Raw genomic sequence first — 17,787 nt, forward strand, 5'->3', positions numbered from 1 at the left:
CGAGCAGGAGGCCTCGGAGATGTCCTGGACGGAATGCCGCGAGCCGCGGCCGTTCGCCGCGATGCGACTGGTCTGCTTTCCGCATGCCGGCGGGTCGTCGCACTTCTTCCGTGACTGGCACAAGGGGCTGCCGGAGTTCGAGGTGCACCTGGTCTGCTACCCGGGCCGGGCGGACCGGTTCGGGGAGCCGACGGCCACCGACCTGGTGGCGATGGCGGGTGACATCGCGGCAGCCGTCAAGCCGCTGACGGACCGGCCGACCGTGCTGTTCGGACACAGCATGGGCGCGGTGGTGGCGTACGAGACGGCCAGGGCGCTGGAGGCCGAAGGGGCCCGGCTGTCGCACCTGTTCGTGTCGGGGGCCCGCGCGGGCCAGCTGGTGCGGCGGGACGCCCGGGCGGCCGGGATGGACGAGGAGAGCGTCATCGCGACGCTCATGGAGCTGGGCCGTACGGACACCGAGCTGCTGGACCACCCGATGTTCCGCGAGCTGATCCTGCCGTACATCCAGGCCGACTTCCGGATGCTGGGCGACTACGAGCACCGTGCGGGCGCGCTCCTCGGCTGTCCCGTCACGGCGGTGGCGGGGACGAGCGACCCCCGGGTGACGGCGGAGCAGGCGGCGCAGTGGGCGGAGGTGACCGAGGGGGCGTTCCGGCAGCGGATGGTGCCCGGCGGGCACTTCTACCTGGCGGACTCGCCGCCGTACGAGCTGGTGCGCGAGGTGTGCACCGATCCGGGTGGGCCGGGAAGCCGGTAGGCGCACGGCACTCCGATGACGGGCGCCGGTGTTCCGGCCGGCCCCGTTCCTTAGACGTTCGATCACTGGGGGACGTACGTGCGGGTCAGGAGTCGGCGGAGCGTTGTCACGGTCGCGATGGTGGTGCTGCCACTGGCGGTGATCGCGTGGGCCGCGGTGGCGGTCGCCACCGATAGGTCGCCGGGTCTGGCGGCGGTGCACGAAGCGGCGCGGCTCGACGGTGGCGGCCACTTCTTCCTCGCGGTGTCGGCCATCCTGCTCGCCGCCTTCCTCGGCGGATCGCTCGCCGACCGGCTGGGGCAGCCGAAGGTGGTCGGCGAGATCTGCGCGGGGCTCGCCATGGGGCCGACGGTGCTGGGGCGGTTCGCGCCGGGGGTGAAGGACTGGCTGTTCCCGGCGAACACGCTGCCGATGCTGGACGGGCTGGCCCAAGTCGGGCTGGTGTTCTTCATGTTCGGGGTGGGCCGGGAGCTGACCGGGATGCCCCTGCGGCGGATCGGATCGCAGGTGCTGCTGGTGAGCCAGGCCTCACTGCTCATTCCGTTCGCGGCCGGCTCCGTGGCAGCGCTGCCCCTCGTCGACCACTTCGCGGGGACGGCGGGCACCCCGACGGCGTTCGTGCTGTTCGTGGGGTGCACGCTGAGCGTCACCGCGCTTCCCGTGCTGGCCCGCATCCTCGCCGACCTGCGGCTCACGCACACCCGTCAGGGGCAGTTGAGCCTGATCGCCTCCGCGCTCGGGGACGGCGTGGTGTGGCTGGTGCTCACCGCGATCCTGGCGGTCGTCCACGGGAGCAGCCCGGCGAACGTGCTGTGGAACGGCCTGTTCGCCGCCGCGCTCGCGGTGGTCTTCCTCGGTCCGCTGCGCAGGGCACTGGCCGCGTGGGCGCGGTCCAGGCCCGGGTCCGACGAGGGCACCGGGAGCGACGCGACGGTCCTGGTCCTGCTGGCGGTCGGGGTGGCCGCGACGGCCACTCTCACCTCGCTGGTCGGCGTCCACCAGCTGATCGGAGCCCTGCTGGCCGGGCTGGCCTGGCCGACGGGCAACGCCCGCGCGGCCCGAGTGGCGAACCGGCTGTCGGCCACGTCGATGACCGTGCTGCTGCCGTTCTTCTTCTTCGGGTTCGGGCTCAACATCGATCTCGGGTCGTTGCGTTTCGACCGTTCCTCCACGCTGGCCCTCGCCGCCCTGATCTTCCTGGCCGTCGCCACCAAGGTGTTCGGGCCCGCGCTGAGCGCCGTCCTCACCGGCATGCGCCCGCGGCCGGCCCTCATGGTCGGCGTGCTGCTCAACGCCCGTGGCCTGACCGAGCTGGTCATCCTGCAGATCGGCTACCAGGCGGGCATCATCGACCAGCGGCTGCTCAGCATCCTCACCGTCGTCGCGCTGGTCACGACGGTCGCGACGCGGCCGCTGCTGCGGCTGCTCGGGCCGGCGGCCGTCGAGCCCGCGCCCGCGCCCCCACCGCCGGTGCCCGAGCGCGGCGGTGTGTCCGCGCGGGAGGAGCCGGAGCGTTCCTCGCTGTCCCGGTAGTTACTTCTGCGCAACGGCGGTCCCTGGCCGGGCCGTGCCGCACACCGACGACGCCGTCGGGCCACTGCGAAACGCCGCGGTGGCCCGGCGGCGTCGTCCGCTACCGCCCACACCGTGCCGGGGCGTGCCGTCGGCACAGCCGGCCCTGTTTGACTGCCCTTCTGGCACGTGTAAGATTTGACTGACACATACGGTTCGGCACGCGGGGGAGGTGGAGACGTTGACCAGCGAGGAACTTCTGGCCCTCCTCTCAGCCGTCGGCCACACCCAGCGCCTCCGGGCCATCGCAGGCCTCGCCAACGGGCGTATGTACGTCAGTGAACTCGCCCGGCAGCTGGGCATGTCCCGCCCCCTGCTCTACATGCATCTGGAGCGCCTGGAGAAGGCCGGCCTGGTCGTCGGCCGTCTGGAGCTCTCCGATGACGGCAAGGCCCTGAAGTACTTCGAGTTGGTCCCGTTCGATCTGCACCTCAACGTGCAGACGATCCTGGACGCCCTGCACGCCGACGAGCAGCAGGCAGGTGCGGCCGACGGGCCTGCCGATGATGAAGGTTAGAACGTCATGAGGGGGCCTCGAAAATGACCGGTGCCGTTGTCGCCATCGCCATCGTCTTGATCATCGTCGGAGGTATCACGGCGGCGGTGGTCTCGAACTTCAGACTGCAGCGCCACCGCGCCGACGCCGTGGCCATGGCCTCGTACCGCAAGCTCGCCGAGGAAGCCGTCGCCCGGCAGGAGGCCCTGCAGGCCGAACTGGCCGAGCTGAAGGCCAAGGTGAGCTCGATCGACGACATGTTGCGGAGGATCGAGTGAGCCGGCCGACCCCCGGGCGCCTGCGCCCACCGGCCTCCCTGATCAGACTTCCGTTATCCGGCGCCCCCTGGCTCGCCGCCGGCTACCTCGCCAGCTACCCCCTGGTCGGGGGCGCCCTGTTCGCCGTCGCGACGGCCGCCTTCCTGGGCGGCGTGGTCCTGAGTCAACTCACGGTGACCGTACCGCTGATCATCGGCTCGGCGTGGGTCATCAGAGGCTGCGCGCAGGTGGAGCGGGGCCGCGCCGCACTCGTCGACCGGCCGATCCCGTACCGGTACCAGGAGGTCACCGAGCCCGGTCTGCCGGCCCACATCAGGATCCGCTGCGCCGATCCCGCGATCGCCCGCGACTGCGCCTACCTCATCCTGCTGTTCCCCCCGCTGCTGGTCCTTGACCTCTCCGCACTGGTCGTCTGGCTGCTGTGCCTCGGCTGTCTCACGCTGCCCCTCTGGTACCCGGCCATGGACGTCTCCGGCGGTGTCGCCGACGGGGACGGCCTGCTCGGGTGGATCCACTCGCTGCCCGGGGCGCTGGCTCTCGCGCTCGCCGGCCTGCTCCTGCTCCCCTTCGCCGCCCGGCTCCTCCTGGCCGCCGCCCGGCTGCACCTGTCCGTGGCCCAGGCGGTGCTGTGCCCGCCGCCGGACCCGCTCGCCGAGGCCAAGGCCGTACTCCACCGCCCGGGTCCGCTCGCCGACCTGCCGGGCGTCCGTCGCTCCAGCCCATCCGCAGAACCGACAGAGATCAAGGAAACCCATGCCCCGAACACCGGCCGGGCCGACTGACGCGGTCATCCACCTGGACGCTGTGCACAAGGTCTACGGTGGCGGCAAGAACAAGGTGACCGCCCTCGACGACGTCACCATCAGCCTGCGGAGGGGGACCTTCACCGCGGTGATGGGCCCGTCCGGATCGGGCAAGAGCACCTTCCTGCACTGCGCCGCGGGGCTGGACCGGCCGACGTCCGGCTCCGTGCAGCTCGACGGCGTGGAGCTGTCCAGGCTCAAGGAGAAGGAGCTGGCCAAACTGCGCCGCGAGCGCGTCGGCTTCGTCTTCCAGGCCTTCAACCTGATGCCCGCGCTGAGCGTGCGGGACAACATCACCCTGCCATTACGCCTGGCCGGACGCCGCCCCAACGCCAGTGAGGTCGACGAGGTCATCGAACGCGTCGGCCTGACGTCACGTCAGAAGCACCGCCCCGGCGAACTGTCCGGCGGCCAGCAGCAGCGCGTGGCCATCGCCCGCGCGCTCGTCACCCGGCCCGCCGTGGTCTTCGGCGACGAGCCGACCGGGGCCCTGGACACCCGCACCGCCCGCGAGGTCCTCGGCCTGCTGCGCGAGGCCGTCCAGTGGGCCGGGCAGACCATCGTGATGGTCACGCACGATCCGGTGGCCGCCGCCCACGCGGACCGCACCCTCTTCCTGGCCGACGGCCGGATCGTCGACTCCCTGGAACGCCCGACCGCCGACCTGGTCGCCGAGCGGATGACCCATCTCGGTGCCTGGGCCGAGGAACCGGTGCACGACGGGCAGTACGGAGCAGCCCAGTGATCGGTCTCGCACTGCGCTCGCTGAAGTTCCACAAGGGCGGCTTCATCGCCTCGTTCATCGCACTGTTCCTCGGCTCCGCCATCGTGATCGCCTGCGGCGGGCTGTTGGAGACCGGGGTGCGCGGGCTGGCCGAGCCGCAACGGCTCCAGGCCGCCACGATCGTCGTCACCGGGGACCAGAGCTACCCCGGGGCGAACAAGGTGTTCCGGGAGCGGGTCCGGCTCGACGACTCCGCGGTGTCCAAGGCCGCGGCCGTGCCGGGCGTCCAGGCGGCCGTGCCGGACGTCTCCGTTCCCACCGTCGTCGTCCCGGCCGGCGGCAAGGGCGGGGTCACCGCCACCGGCCACGGCTGGGACTCCACCCGGCTCGGACCGTACCGGCTGGTCCAGGGCAGCGCCCCGAGCGGCACCAACCAGGTCGCGCTCGACACCCGGCTCGCCGAGCGGGCCGGCGCGAAGCCCGGTGACCAGGTCACGCTCGGCCTGCACGGCACCATGGCCGCGTACCAGGTGACCGGGCTGGTGAACGGGCCCGGCGCGGCCGAGACGCTGTTCCTGTCGGACGCCGACGCCGCGCTGCACGCCCCCCAGCGGGGCAAGATCGACTCCGTCGGCGTCCTGGTGGATCCCGGCGCCGACACCGGCCGGGTACAGGCCGCGCTCGAAAGCGCCTTCGCCGGCGCCCCGGTCTCGCTGCTGACCGGCGACGAACGGGGCCGGGCCGAGTTCCCCCGCGTCGTGACCGACAGCAAGAACCTGGTGTCCATGTCCGCCGTGTTCGGCGGTCTGGCCGCGATGGTCACGGTGTTCGTGGTGGCCAGTACGCTCGGCCTGTCGCTGCAGCAGCGGCAGCGGCAGATGGCGCTGCTCCGCGCGATCGGCTCGACTCCCGGGCAGGTCCGGCGCATGGTGCTGGCCGAGACGTTCGTCGTCGCCGTCTTCGCCACCGCCCTGGCCTGCGTGCCCGGCCCGCGCCTGGGGACGTGGCTGCTGGGCCGGTTCGTCGACGCCGGCGTGGTGCCCGGCGAACTGATCCACCGGTCCGGTCCGGTCCCGCTGTTCGCGGGCGCCGGGGCGGCCATGCTGACGGCGCTCGGGGCGGCCTGGATCGCGGCCCGCGCCGCCGCCCGCACCCGACCGACCGAGGCGCTGGCCGAGGCGACCCTGCAGCGTCGCCGGCTCAACTGGATCCGGGTGCTCTTCGCCGTCCTCTGCCTGGCGGGAGCCGCCACCCTCTCGTTCGTCACGATGAACATCGACGGCGCGAAGGCGGGCGGCACGGCCACGCCGGGCGCGATGCTGTGGGCCGCCGGCTTCGGTCTGCTGGGCCCCACCCTGACCAGGCTGATGACGGCCCTGCTGCACTGGCCGCTGCGCGCGTTCACCGGCTTCTCCGGGCAGCTGGCCCTGCTCAACGCCAAGGCCCGGGCGACCCGGCTGGCCGGAGCGGTCATGCCGGTCATGCTCGCCACCGGCATGGCCACCGCCCTGATCTACCTGCAGACCACGCAGAACCGGGGCGCCCAGCAGGCGTTCGAGGACAACCTGCGGGCCGACCTGGTGCTCACCTCGGCGACCGGCGGGGTGCCCGCGTCCGTGGCGGACAGCATCGCCCGGCAGCCCGGGGTGGCGGCCGCCTCCGCCTACGTGCCGAGCTCCGGCTTCCTGGAGCCGTCCAAGGCCGAGCTGGACGCCTACACCGGCAAGGGCCAGAAGCCGAAGGGCACGCCGGTGCACATCACCGGGGTGACGCCGAAGGGCATCGAGCGCACGACGGCGATCCGCGTGCTGAGCGGCAGCCTCGCCGATCTGGGCGAGGACACCGTGGCCCTGCCGGAGTCCGCCGCCTCGGGGCACCGGATCGGTGAGCAGATCCCGATGCGCATGGGCGACGGCACGAAGGTCCAGCCCCGCCTGGTGGCGACGGTCGGGGACCAGCGCGGGTACGGTGCGGCGCTGATGCCCGCGTCCGTCGTGGCCGCGCACACCACCAACGGCATGGTGCCGCAGGTCCTGGTCGCGGCGGACCCCGGCACCGGCACGGCGCGACTCGCCGCCGAACTCACCGGCCCCGGAGCACCGCAGCCGGGGCTGCGCGCGGCCGACCGTTCGGTCCTGGTCACCGCCGCGGCCGAGCAGAACGACACCCAGACCTGGGTGGCGTACCTCCTGGTCGCCATGGTCGTCGGGTACGCGGTCATCGCCCTGGTGAACTCCCTGGTGATGGCGACCGGCGAGCGGCGGCGGGAGTTCTCCCTGCAGCGCCTCATCGGCGCGACCAAGGGCCAGGTGCTGCGGATGATGACGGTGGAGGCGCTGCTGACGGCGCTGGCCGGTCTCGCGCTCGGCATGCTGGTCGCGGCCGCGACCCTGGTGCCGCTGAGCAAGTCCGTGCTGGGCCGGGCGCTGCCCGCCGGTCCGCCGGCGATCCTGCTCGCCGTCCTCGCGGCCGCGCTCGTCCTGACGGTCGGTACGACGCTGCTGACCGCCCGGGTGGCACTCCGGGCCCGGCCCTCCGCGGCCATCGGCAGCCGCGACTGAGCTGAACCGCCCTCCACATCGCCCCTGTTCGCCTGGGCATTTCGTCCACCACTTAACAACGTGGTGGACGAAGCCATGCCAACCTAGGCTCGCTCTTATGGCGTTGCAGCCCATCGGAAACCATCTCATCGCAGAATTGGAGTTTTTCGATGCTGAACAGAGTCGTGATCGTGGGGGGCGGAACAGCCGGTTGGATGACCGCGTCGTACCTCAAGGCAGCCTTCGGCGACCGGATCGACATCACCCTCGTCGAGTCCGGCAAGGTCAGCACCATCGGCGTCGGTGAAGCCACGTTCAGCGACATCCGGCACTTCTTCGAGTTCCTCGGACTCAAGGAATCGGACTGGATGCCGGCGTGCAACGCCACGTACAAGCTCGCGGTCCGCTTCGAGAACTGGCGCAGGCCCGGTCACCACTTCTACCACCCGTTCGAGCAGATGCGGTCGGTCGACGGCTTCCCGCTGACCGACTGGTGGCTCAAGAACGGCCGCACCGACCGGTTCGACTCGGACTGCTTCGTGATGGCCAACATCTGCGACGCCGAGCGCAGCCCCCGCCACCTCGACGGTGCCATGCTGTCGCAGCCGTACGACGAGAGCGACCAGGAGCCCCAGGGGCTCACGATGTCGGAGCACCAGGGCAAGACCCAGTTCCCGTACGCCTACCACTTCGAGGCCGCGCTGCTGGCGAAGTTCCTCACCGCCTACACGGTGGAGCGCGGCGCGAAGCACATCGTCGACGACGTCAAGGACGTCAGGCTCGACGAGCGCGGCTGGATCAGCAGTGTGGTGACCGCCGAGCACGGCGAGCTCACGGGCGACCTGTTCATCGACTGCACGGGCTTCCGCGGCGTGCTGCTCAACAAGGCCCTGCAGGAGCCCTTCATCTCCTTCCAGGACACCCTGCCCAACGACAGCGCGGTCGCCCTCCAGGTGCCGCAGGACATGGAGGCGCGGGGCATCCGTCCCTGCACCACCGCCACCGCGCAGGACGCCGGCTGGATCTGGACCATCCCGCTCTACGGCCGCATCGGCACCGGCTACGTGTACGCCAGCGACTACCTGTCCGCCGAGCAGGCCGAGCGCACCCTGCGCGAGTTCGTGGGCCCGAGCGCGGCCGACGTCGAGGCCAACCACATCAAGATGCGCATCGGCCGCAGCAACCGCTCCTGGGTCAACAACTGTGTGGGCATCGGTCTGACCAGCGGCTTCGTCGAGCCGCTGGAGTCCACCGGCATCTTCTTCATCCACCACGCGGCCGAGCAGCTGGTCAAGAACTTCCCCGGGCCGGACTGGAACCCGGTGCACCGCAACAGCTACAACAGCGCCGTCGCCCATGTGCAGGACGGCATCCGCGAGTTCCTGGCCCTGCACTACGCGGCCGCCGCGCGCAACGACACGCAGTACTGGAAGGACGCCAAGACCCGCAAGCTGCCCGACGGGCTGGCCGAGCGGATCGAGCACTGGAAGTACCAGGTGCCGGACAGCGAGTCGGTCTTCCCCTACTACCACGGGCTGCCGCCGTACTCCTACATGTGCATCCTGCTCGGGATGGGCGGCATCGAGCTCAAGCCGTCCCCGGCGCTCGCGCTCACCGACGACAGCGCGGCGCGCAAGGAGTTCCAGGCGGTGCACGACCAGGCCGCCGCTCTGATCAACCAACTCCCCACGCAGCACGAGTACTTCACGCACATGCGCCGCTGAGCCCAGAGGCCCCGCTGAGCCCGCAGGCCCCGCTTCGGCCGCCACGGCCGCGGCGGGGCCCACGTCCGCCGCCCCAGGGAGCAGCACCCCGTGACCGAACTCGCCCGATTCGAAAGATCCACGCGGTCGACGGCCCCGCACCCGGCGTCCGTCGCCGAGGGCCAGCGCGCCATGATGAGCGGCTTCCCCACCGGGGTGGCCGTCCTCACCACCGCCGACCACGACGGCACGCCCCATGGGATGACCGTCTCCTCCGTCTGCAGCGTCTCACTGGACCCGCCCGTGCTGCTGGTCTGCCTGCGGATCGGCAGCCCGACCCTGCGCGCGGTCCTGGACACCGGCGGGTTCACGGTGAACCTGCTGCACGGTGACGCCCAGCCGGTCGCCGAACTCTTCGCGTCGGGCGCCCCCAACCGCTTCGACCGGGTGTGCTGGGAGCACGACCGGAGCGACCCGTACGCGGCCGGCCCCCACCTCTTCCGCGACGCGCACGCCATCGCGGACTGCCGGGTCAGTGACGAACACCGCGTCGGGGACCACCTCGTGCTCTTCGGCGGCGTCGTGCGGGTCACCCCGTTCCCGAACCGCCAGCCGCTGGTGTACGGCAGGCGGGAGTACCGGGTGTGGCCGATGGGGCCCGACCGCGGCCGAAGCCTGTGAGATGAGGACGCCGGGCTCCGGCTCCACCGCCCGTGCGGTGGGGCCGGAGCCGTTTCGTGCCGTCGTGCCGTCGGGAACGACGGATCCGGGCCGCCGCCTGGCGGCGACTGCCCGGATCGGATGGAATCGGATGGGGTCGGGTGGGATGGGGACCTGCGGCTCAGGCCGAGTACCGCACCGGCTTCGGGTCGAGGGCCGGGCTCAGGGCGGCCGTCCGGCCGTCCAGGAGCGCCACGCCGAGCGGGGTCACCGAGTGCAGCACGGTGTTGCGCACTCGCCGGGTGGTGATCAGCCCGGATCCCCGCAGTACGGCGGCGTGCTGGCTGGCGCAGGGGACCGAGACGCCGAGCCGGTCGGCGAGCTGGCTGGTGGTGCGCGACGCCCGCAGCTCGCGCAGGGCCGCCGCCCTGGTCTGGCCGACCAGGGCGCCCAGGGCCGGCACCGGAAGGGTGGTGTCGTCCCACAGGATGGCCGACTGTTCCGCGGTCGGCGGCGCGGAGAAGACCAGCACGGCCGGCTTGCGCCGCTCGTCCGCGCGGAAGAGCCGGGCGGGGCGGTGGGCGAGGAACACGGACGGGCTGACCACCAGGCCCTGTCCGTCGAGGTGGACGTCTCCGTCGGGGCCGTCGTGCAGCTCCAGCACCTGGCCGTTCCAGACGGCGCGCCGTCCCAGTCCGGCGAGCAGCTGCTCGACTCCGCCGGCCATCACCATCCGGCCGCGGGCGTCGTACTCGGCCTCGCAGTGGGCCAGCAGCCGGCTCCAGTACGGGGCCACCGCGGCCCGCCAGTAGTCGGCCGGGGTCAGTGCGGCGGCCGGCTGCGCGCCGGGTTTCGCGCGCAGCCTGGCGTAGACCTGGCGCTTCCACTTCGCGTAGACGGAGCCGACGCCGCGGGTGAACAGTTCCTGGGCGAGTCTGGCCTCGATCTCCGGTCCGGCCGTGGCCTGGAGCCGGGTCCGCGCGAGGTCAGCTGTCGTGAAATGGATCCTCTGCATGAATCACCCCCGTGTCATGCACGACTTTCAGTCATGCGTCCGTCCCCACCAGTCGGACGACGGGGGGAAGGTCTTCGTGCGGCCGGATGCGGCCGGATCAGCTCTGCTGTCCGGTGATCCGGGCGAAGGCGTCGTCGAGGGTGGGCCGGCGCACGGCGAAGTCGACGACGGTCACCCCTGCCTTCTCCAGGGCCGTCGCGGCCGCGGCGATGCTGCCCATTCCGGCGCCCAGCGGCAGGACGATGGCGCCGTCCGCCGCGCTCACGGCCAGGTCGTCGGGCGCGTTGGTCCGCAGGGCCTCGAGGGCCTCGGCGACCGCGCCCGGGTCGGCCACCCGGATCTCCAGCCGGTCCGGTCCGACGGACCGCTTCAGCTCGTCCGGGGTGCCCTCGGCGACGACCCGTCCGGCGTCGACGACGGCGATGCGGTCGGCGAGGAAGTCCGCCTCCTCCAGGTACTGGGTGGTCAGCAGGACGGTCACCCCGTCCGCGACCAGGTCGCGCACGGCGTTCCAGAGTGCCATCCGGCTCACCGGATCGAGCCCGGTGGTCGGTTCGTCGAGGAAGAGCACCGAGGGCGACGCGACGAGGCAGGCCGCGAGGTCGAGCCGCCGCCGCATGCCTCCGGAGTAGGTGCGGACGGGCCGGTCGGCGGCCCCGGTGAGGTCGAACTGGTCCAGCAGCTCTTCGGCCCGGCGGCGCGCGCCGCGCCGGCCGAGGTGCAGCAGCACACCGATGAGGGCGAGGTTCTCGCGCCCGGTGAGCAGCCCGTCCACGGCCGCGTACTGGCCGGCCAGGCCGATCCTGCGGCGGACCTCCTCGGGCCGGCGGACGACGTCGAACCCGGCCACTTCGGCATGGCCGCCGTCCGGTTCCAGCAGGGTGCTGAGCACCCGTACGGTGGTGGTCTTGCCGGCTCCGTTCGGGCCGAGCAGCCCGAGGACGGTGCCTTGCACGACGGTGAGGTCCACTCCGTCGAGGGCCTGGTGCCCCTTGAAGTGCTTGCGCAGGCCTTCGGCCCTGATCGCGGTCTCCACGAGTGGCGGCGGTGTCCGCGGCGCGTCAGGCGCCGGGGATCGCGGCCGGCTCGCGGAGGCTGCTGGGCCGCATGTCGGTCCAGTGCTCCTCCACGTGGGCCAGGGCGGCGTCCCGGGTGCTCTCGCCCAGTGACACCGTCCACCCCTCGGGCACCGGGGCGAAGGCGGGCCACACGCTGTACTGGCCCTCGTCGTTGACGAGTACGAGGAACGTGCCGTCCTGGTCGTCGAAGGGGTTCGTCACGTCGGGCTCTCCAAGTCTGAGGGATCTGAGAGATCTGGGGAATCTGAGAGGTCTGGGGAGTCTGGGGAGGGGGCCGTGGCAGGCCTCGATACGGAGATCATGTCGAGGCCTGCTGACACGGCGCTGACCGCTGCCTGAAACCGTTCGTCAGGCGGGGGCGGCCGCCCGGCGGGACTCCACGAAGCGCACGACGTGGTTCACCGTGCGGAAGTTCTCGATGTCGAGGTCGGCGGGGTTCACCGTGACGGCGAAGGTCCGCTCGACCCACATCACGAGTTGCACGGCGAACAGTGAACTGGCACTGCCCGTCGCGAAGATGTCGTGGTCGTCACCGAGTTCGGCGTCGCGGACGTGCTCGCCGATGAAGGTGCGGACGGTCTTGGCGATGTCGTCTGTCATCAGGCCCCTGCCATCTTTCCGGTGTGGACCGGCTCGTAGGAGTAGAAACCCCGCCCGCTCTTGCGGCCGAGGCAGCCCGCGGCGACCAGTTTGCGCAGGAGCGGCGCGGGGGCGAACTTGGAGTCGTTGAAGTTGTCCAGGAGGACCTCCAGCGAGTACATGACGGTGTCCAGGCCGATCAGGTCCGCGGTCTCCAGCGGGCCCATCTGGTGGCCGAGGCACTGCCGGAAGAGCCGGTCGATGTCGCCGGCCTGCGCCACGTTGTCCTGCAGCAGCAGGATCGCCTCGTTGACGCTGAGCATCGCGACGCGGTTCGTGACGAACCCCGAGGAGTCCTCGACCACGACGATGTCCTGCCCGGCGGTGCGGAACAGCCCCCGGGTGATCTCGATCGTCTCGGGCGAGGTGTGGTAGCCCCGGATCACCTCGACGAGCTTCTTCAGCGGCACGGGGTTCATCAGGTGGGTGCCGACCACCCGGTCCGGACGGTTGGTGACCGAGGCCATCCTGGTGATCGGGATGGCCGAGGTGTTCACGCCGAACACGCAGTGCTCCGGCGCCACCGCGTCCATCTCCCGGTACAGCTTCTCCTTGATGTCCCAGTTCTCGGTGACGTTCTCCACGACGAACTCGACGTCGGCGAGACCGTCGAGACCGGTGCGGAACTCGATCCGGGACAGCACCTCCTCGGGGGTGGTCCTGGCCAGCTCGCGGTCGAGCATGCCGTACAGCCGGGCGTTCTGCCCGATCAGGTCACGGGCCCGGGACAGGGCGGCGTCCGTGGTGTCCACGAGCACCACCGACAGGCCCGCTGCGGCGAAGGCGTGGGCGCCGCCGACGCCCATGGTGCCGGCGCCCAGGACGGCCACGCGCCGGATCCGGTCGGTTTCAGTCATCACTTTCCCCCCGGTTGTGGTGTGGTGCGGCACCGCTCGGCGAGCGGTGCCGGCCAGTCGGCGACGTCCCATCCGTACTGGCAGAGCACGGCGTAGGTGAACCGCTCCAGGCCGAAGCCGACGCAGGCGGAGTACACCGTGTCGCCGTCCGGTCCCTTGATGCCGAAGGCGTCGCCGAAGTGCTTCTCGTGCAGGTTGAACGAGCCGACGGAGATGCTGTCCCCGGCGGCGACGTCCAGGTGGAGTTCGTGTTTGAGTTCCAGCAGGCGCTGCGAGGAGACCTGGGCCGCGGTCGCCGCCCCGGCGAAGAACGGGTCGCTCGCCACTTCGCACCGGCCGGCCAGGTCGAGTTCCCGGACCAGCTCGACGGCCCGCCGGCGGAACCGGTCGCGGGCCTCGCGGACGAACTCGGCCGTCCCCAGGAAGACGGTCTCGCGGATGGTGAAGTCGGACAGCCGTTCCAGCGTCGCGTGGTAGCGGGACTCGTGCCTGAAGGAGCCGCCCCTGGCGGTGACCACGGTGTTCTCGTCGGGGAGGGTGGTCCCGGCGAACTGGTCGAAGGTGTGGTAGCACATCGTGGGCGGCAGGCACCGGTCCACCGGCGCGCAGCGGTGCAGCACCCGGTCCCCGATGGTGTCCCGCGCCCCGACCTCCTCGGCGAACGCCCGGTAGGTGTCGACGTCGCCGTCGAGGCGGGCGGCGAACATCAGGTGCTGCGGGAAGGAGGAGAGGTATCCGCTGCGGTGCAGCGCGGTGACCGGCAGCAGGGTCGGGTAGCGGTACTCGCGGGCCCCGAACTCCTCGCGGATGATGTCCCGCAGCAGTCCGTCGAGCGCGTCGAACGCGGCCAGGGCGGGTGCGCCGAGCGCCACCTGTCCGGGCCCGATCTCGTGCACGACGCCGTCCGCGAGCAGCCCGGCGAAGGTGTCCGGCCGCGGGGTGCGGTCCGTGGCGGAGCGCCACAGCACCTTGGGCGGGGTGCGGAGTTGGGGGCGCACCTCGGTGTCGACGACGTGCCGGAGCTTCTTGCCCAGGGCCTCCGCGTCGACCGGGTGCCCGGTGGTCACCTCCACGGCGTCGACCGTGTCGCCGTCGCCGGGGACGAGCCGGAAGCCGGTGATGGCCTCGGAGATGTAGTAGACGCGCCGGTTCAGCTCGTCGAGGTGGGCCCCCGAGACCGGTTCGTCGAGGTCGAGTCGGTAGGAGTGCATGTCGGCCGCCCGTCCCTATGCCGCCGTCGGCAGGCCCATGAGCCCGGCGATGATGGACCGTTGGATGTCCGAGGTGCCGCCGTAGATCGTGCCCGCGAGCACGTCCCGCACCTCGCGTTCGATGCCGAACTCCTCGGTGTAGCCGCGGGCGCCGTGGATCTGCATGGCGTCGAGCGCGGTGGCCTTGAGGCCCTCGCTCACGTAGAGCTTCAGCATGGACGCCTCCTGCATCGCGAGGCGGCCCTGGCCGCGGAGCCAACCCACCTTGTAGAGCATCAGCCGGGCCAGCTCCAGGCGGACCCGCATGTCGGCGATCTTGTGCGAGACGGACTGGAAGGAACCGATGGGGCGGCCGAACTGGCGGCGGCCGGCGGCGTAGGCGACACAGCGGTCCGTCAGCCGGCTCATCACGCCGACCTGACTGGCGAACATGAAGCCGCGCTCCCACTCCATGGTGGCGGTGAACAGCCGGTACCCGGCTCCCTCCGCGCCCAGCCGCTGGTCCTCCCCCACCACGCAGCCGTCGAAGGTGATCTCACCCATCAGGGTGCCGCGCAGCCCCGCCTTGGGAATGTCGCGGGCGGTCAGTCCCGCGGTGTCGGCCGGGACGACGAAGGCGGACAGGGCGCGCTGCGGGGCGGTGTCGTCCCCGCCGGTGCGGGCGAACACGATGAACAGGTCCGCTCGCGGCCCGTTGCTGATGAACTTCTTCGTCCCGTTCAGCACGTAGCCGTCGCCGTGGCGGACGGCGGTGGTGGTGAGGGAGAGCATGTCGGAGCCGGCTTCCGGCTCGGACAGGGCGTGCGCGCCGACCAGTGAGCCGTCGCAGAGCGCGGGCAGCCAGCGGCGGCGCTGCTCCTCGGTGCCGTGGTCGGCGATGTAGACGGCGCAGGCGAAGAGGTGGTTGTTGATCGCGAAGACCAGCCCGTTGTCGGCGCAGCCTTCGCCGAGCGCCTCGTAGGCCATGATCGCGGTCAGCGGGTCCAGCCCGCCGCCGCCGTACTCCGCCTTGATCGGCCAGCCGAGGGCGCCGAAGTCGGCGCAGGCCTTCCAGCCGGCCTCGTCGAAGGTGGCGTTGCGGTCGTGCTCGGCCGCCTGGGCGCCGAGGTGGTCGCGGGCGAACCGGACCACCTTCTCGCGCAGCGCCTGCTGCTGTGGCGTGGGTGCGAAATCCATCAGTGTTCTCCGTGGTCGGGGAGCGAGGGCGTGGTCCGAAGCGGTGGGGGGCTCACACCTCCCACAGGGTCACCGCCCAGGCGGCCACCGGGCTGTTGTTGAGCACGACCACCAGGTCGCCCGGGTCCAGTTCGCCGCTGCGGAGCAGGGCGTCGAGGTTCAGCACCACGTCGGCGGCGCCCAGGTGGCCGTACTCGGCGAGGTGCCGGCCGCAGACGGGGTGGATGGGCAGGCCGAGCAGGGAGGTGTAGAAGTCGTAGGCGGCGGCGGTGACGTTCTGCATCAGCGTCGTCTTGATCCGGTCCCGGCCCACCCCGGCGTCCGCGAGCACCTGTTCCACCATCGCGCCGAGCCGGGAGGCGCTGACGGTGGCGAGCTGGAAGCGGTAGCGCGACGGGTCCTGGCACACCTCGCGCCACTCGTACCAGGGGGTCTCCTTGTACTCGACGCGGAACAGGTCGTGGAAGGCGCCGTCGGCCTGCTGCCGGTGGGCCCGCAGGACGGGCCGGCCGCCGCGGACCATGGTCATGGCGAACGCGCCGTCGCCGACGACGGTGACCGGGAAGCGGATCCGGTCGACTCCGGTGGGCCGGCTGGCGTGGGTGATGACGACCTGTTCCCGGCCGGGGTCCGCGAGCAGCAGGTCCCTGGCGAGGGCCCATGCGGTGCTGGATCCGGTGCAGCCGAGCCCCTCGACGGTGAAGGGGTAGGCGGAGTGCAGCTTCGCCTCGGTCTGCACCCGGAAGGCGTCCGAGCCGAGCAGCACGTCCGGGGCCCGCGGTGCCACCACGAGCAGGGTGTCCGGCTCCCCCGGGTGGGCCTCGAAGAGTTCCCGGCAGGCCTGCGCGGCGAGCGGCGCCTGTTCGGTCCCGTCGAAGACGCCGACGGTCCGCACGCCGCTGCTCCGGGCGAAGTCCGCCGAGACGGAGTCCAGCAACGCGAACTCGGGGAGGTCCTCGACCGCGACCCTGGTGTCGGGCAGCAGGCAGTGGATGGCGCCGATGCCGATGTCCGTGCTGCCGGTCATGCGGCGCTCCCTTCGGCGGCCCGCTCGGCGGTCAGGGCGACCGGCAGGCTGCTGTAGCCCTTGACGAAGTTGGAGAAGAGCCGCTGGGGCGGGCCCTCCAGGCGGATGTCGGCCACCTGGGTGCGCAGCGCGTCGAGCATCGCGTTCACGTGGACGCGGCCGAGGAAGGCGCCGAGGCAGAAGTGCGGGCCGTGGCCGAAGGCGACGTGCTTGTTGGGGGTGCGGGCCAGGTCGAAGACGTCCGGATCGGTGAAGGCGGTCTCGTCGAAGTTCGCCGAGCTGTTCCACAGGCTGACCGCTTCGCCGGCTTGGACGGTGTGCCCGCGCAGCGGAACGTCCACCAGGGCGGTGCGGCCGAAGTGCATGGCGGGGGTGGTCCAGCGCAGCACCTCCTCGGTGGCGCTGTCCGTGGTCACCTGGCCGGACTTCAGGGCCCGCCACTGCTCGGGGTGTTCGGCCAGCGCGATCAGGCCGCCGACCGAGGACATCCGGCTGGACTCGTCGCCGCCCAGGATCAGGCTGTAGCAGTTGAAGACGATCTCGTCCTCGGTCAGCGGCTCGCCGTCCACGGTGGCGGTGGCGAGGGCGCTGATCACGTCGTCGCCGGGGTGGCGCCGTCGCCGGGCGGCCAGGTCGGAGAAGTACAGCAGGATCTCGTTGCGTGCGAGCCACTCCTCCGCCTCGCTGTCGTCGGCGCTGTGCCGGGAGAGCGTCTGGGTGTTCCAGGCGACGAGTTGCTCGCGGTCCTCCTGCGGGACGTCCATCAGGTCGCCGATGGTGTTGATCGGGATGTGGTCGGCCACGTCGGTGACGAAGTCCAGCCGGCCGTGGGCCAGGGCTTCGTCGACCAGGGCCCGGGTGCGCCGGTGCACGCCCGCCACCACGGGCTCCAGCGCCCGGGGCGAGAAGGACCTGAGCATCAGGTTGCGGATCTCGCGGTGCCGTGCGCCGTCGGTGACGGCGAGCATCTTGCGCGAGGCGGAGTCCGCGCCCTGGAGCAGGGTCGCCAGGACGTTGCCCTGCTCGGAGGTGAAGCGCTTGTTGTCGCGGTAGAGCGTGACGACGTCGTCGTAGGTGGAGACCACCCAGAACGCGGGGCCGCGTTCGGTGGCCCGGTGCCGGAAGACGGGCTGCTCCTTGCGGAACCGGCGCCACATGGCCGGGACGTCGACGTCGAGGAAGGTCTGCGGATCGGTGAGGTCCACCGTGGCCAGGTCGTCCACCGTCCGCGGGGGTGTGGTGGTCAT

General features: G+C 71.6%; 18 protein-coding genes. 9 read left to right on the forward strand and 9 right to left on the reverse strand.

Annotation, left to right across the window (positions count from 1 at the left end):
• Positions 1–19 precede the first annotated feature (19 nt).
• The 9 genes from AC0B61_RS02465 to AC0B61_RS02505 all read left to right on the forward strand — a co-directional run bounded on the left by AC0B61_RS02465 (position 20) and on the right by AC0B61_RS02505 (position 9,557).
• On the forward strand, positions 20–760 hold the full coding sequence (locus AC0B61_RS02465; protein ID WP_471738725.1) for a thioesterase II family protein: 741 nt from the start codon (positions 20–22) through the stop codon (positions 758–760).
• A 120-nt stretch (positions 761–880) separates the two neighbouring features.
• The gene (locus tag AC0B61_RS02470) at positions 881–2,293 is read left to right on the forward strand and encodes a cation:proton antiporter (RefSeq protein ID WP_471738726.1); all 1,413 of its coding nucleotides are present in this window, start codon (positions 881–883) and stop codon (positions 2,291–2,293) included.
• A 211-nt stretch (positions 2,294–2,504) separates the two neighbouring features.
• Positions 2,505–2,849, forward strand: coding sequence for an ArsR/SmtB family transcription factor (locus tag AC0B61_RS02475; protein ID WP_471738727.1), 345 nt, complete (start codon positions 2,505–2,507; stop codon positions 2,847–2,849).
• Positions 2,850–2,872: 23 nt separating this feature from the next.
• The gene (locus tag AC0B61_RS02480) at positions 2,873–3,106 is read left to right on the forward strand and encodes a hypothetical protein (RefSeq protein ID WP_471738728.1); all 234 of its coding nucleotides are present in this window, start codon (positions 2,873–2,875) and stop codon (positions 3,104–3,106) included.
• Positions 3,103–3,888, forward strand: a complete 786-nt coding sequence (locus tag AC0B61_RS02485; protein WP_471738729.1) for a sensor domain-containing protein — start codon at positions 3,103–3,105, stop codon at positions 3,886–3,888. Before AC0B61_RS02480 ends, AC0B61_RS02485 begins: the two co-directional genes overlap by 4 nt.
• A complete protein-coding gene (locus AC0B61_RS02490) occupies positions 3,860–4,654 on the forward strand; it encodes an ABC transporter ATP-binding protein (protein WP_471738730.1) in 795 nt (264 codons plus the stop codon). The genes AC0B61_RS02485 and AC0B61_RS02490 overlap by 29 nt, the downstream gene beginning before the upstream one ends.
• Positions 4,651–7,194, forward strand: coding sequence for an FtsX-like permease family protein (locus tag AC0B61_RS02495; RefSeq protein ID WP_471738731.1), 2,544 nt, complete (start codon positions 4,651–4,653; stop codon positions 7,192–7,194). The genes AC0B61_RS02490 and AC0B61_RS02495 overlap by 4 nt, the downstream gene beginning before the upstream one ends.
• A gap of 194 nt (positions 7,195–7,388) precedes the next feature.
• The gene (locus AC0B61_RS02500) at positions 7,389–8,897 is read left to right on the forward strand and encodes a tryptophan halogenase family protein (protein WP_471738732.1); all 1,509 of its coding nucleotides are present in this window, start codon (positions 7,389–7,391) and stop codon (positions 8,895–8,897) included.
• Positions 8,898–8,987: 90 nt separating this feature from the next.
• Positions 8,988–9,557, forward strand: a complete 570-nt coding sequence (locus AC0B61_RS02505) for a flavin reductase family protein (RefSeq protein WP_471738733.1) — start codon at positions 8,988–8,990, stop codon at positions 9,555–9,557.
• Positions 9,558–9,717: 160 nt separating this feature from the next.
• On the opposite strand, the gene AC0B61_RS02510 is transcribed toward AC0B61_RS02505, so the two are convergent.
• From AC0B61_RS02510 to AC0B61_RS02550, 9 genes are all read right to left on the reverse strand, one after another.
• Positions 9,718–10,551, reverse strand: coding sequence for an ArsR/SmtB family transcription factor (locus AC0B61_RS02510; protein WP_471738734.1), 834 nt, complete (start codon positions 10,549–10,551; stop codon positions 9,718–9,720).
• 97 nt (positions 10,552–10,648) lie between these two features.
• Complete coding sequence (locus tag AC0B61_RS02515; RefSeq protein WP_471738735.1) at positions 10,649–11,587, reverse strand: ATP-binding cassette domain-containing protein; 939 nt, start codon at positions 11,585–11,587, stop codon at positions 10,649–10,651.
• 25 nt (positions 11,588–11,612) lie between these two features.
• Positions 11,613–11,831, reverse strand: a complete 219-nt coding sequence (locus AC0B61_RS02520; RefSeq protein WP_471738736.1) for an MbtH family protein — start codon at positions 11,829–11,831, stop codon at positions 11,613–11,615.
• A 147-nt stretch (positions 11,832–11,978) separates the two neighbouring features.
• A complete protein-coding gene (locus tag AC0B61_RS02525) occupies positions 11,979–12,230 on the reverse strand; it encodes an acyl carrier protein (protein WP_471738737.1) in 252 nt (83 codons plus the stop codon).
• Positions 12,230–13,126 carry a 3-hydroxyacyl-CoA dehydrogenase family protein gene (locus tag AC0B61_RS02530; RefSeq protein ID WP_471738738.1) on the reverse strand — a complete coding sequence of 299 codons (897 nt, stop codon included), beginning with the start codon at positions 13,124–13,126 and terminating at the stop codon, positions 12,230–12,232. The genes AC0B61_RS02525 and AC0B61_RS02530 overlap by 1 nt, the downstream gene beginning before the upstream one ends.
• Positions 13,126–14,337 (reverse strand): class-II aminoacyl-tRNA synthetase family protein, encoded by a 1,212-nt coding sequence (locus AC0B61_RS02535; RefSeq protein WP_471738739.1) that lies wholly within the window; start codon positions 14,335–14,337, stop codon positions 13,126–13,128. Before AC0B61_RS02535 ends, AC0B61_RS02530 begins: the two co-directional genes overlap by 1 nt.
• A 15-nt stretch (positions 14,338–14,352) precedes the next feature.
• Positions 14,353–15,513 carry an acyl-CoA dehydrogenase family protein gene (locus AC0B61_RS02540; RefSeq protein ID WP_471738740.1) on the reverse strand — a complete coding sequence of 387 codons (1,161 nt, stop codon included), beginning with the start codon at positions 15,511–15,513 and terminating at the stop codon, positions 14,353–14,355.
• A gap of 52 nt (positions 15,514–15,565) precedes the next feature.
• The gene (locus AC0B61_RS02545) at positions 15,566–16,540 is read right to left on the reverse strand and encodes a 3-oxoacyl-[acyl-carrier-protein] synthase III C-terminal domain-containing protein (protein WP_471738741.1); all 975 of its coding nucleotides are present in this window, start codon (positions 16,538–16,540) and stop codon (positions 15,566–15,568) included.
• Positions 16,537–17,787, reverse strand: coding sequence for a cytochrome P450 (locus AC0B61_RS02550; RefSeq protein ID WP_471738742.1), 1,251 nt, complete (start codon positions 17,785–17,787; stop codon positions 16,537–16,539). The genes AC0B61_RS02545 and AC0B61_RS02550 overlap by 4 nt, the downstream gene beginning before the upstream one ends.

The sequence above is a fragment of the Kitasatospora sp. NPDC023385 genome (genome assembly GCF_055664045.1).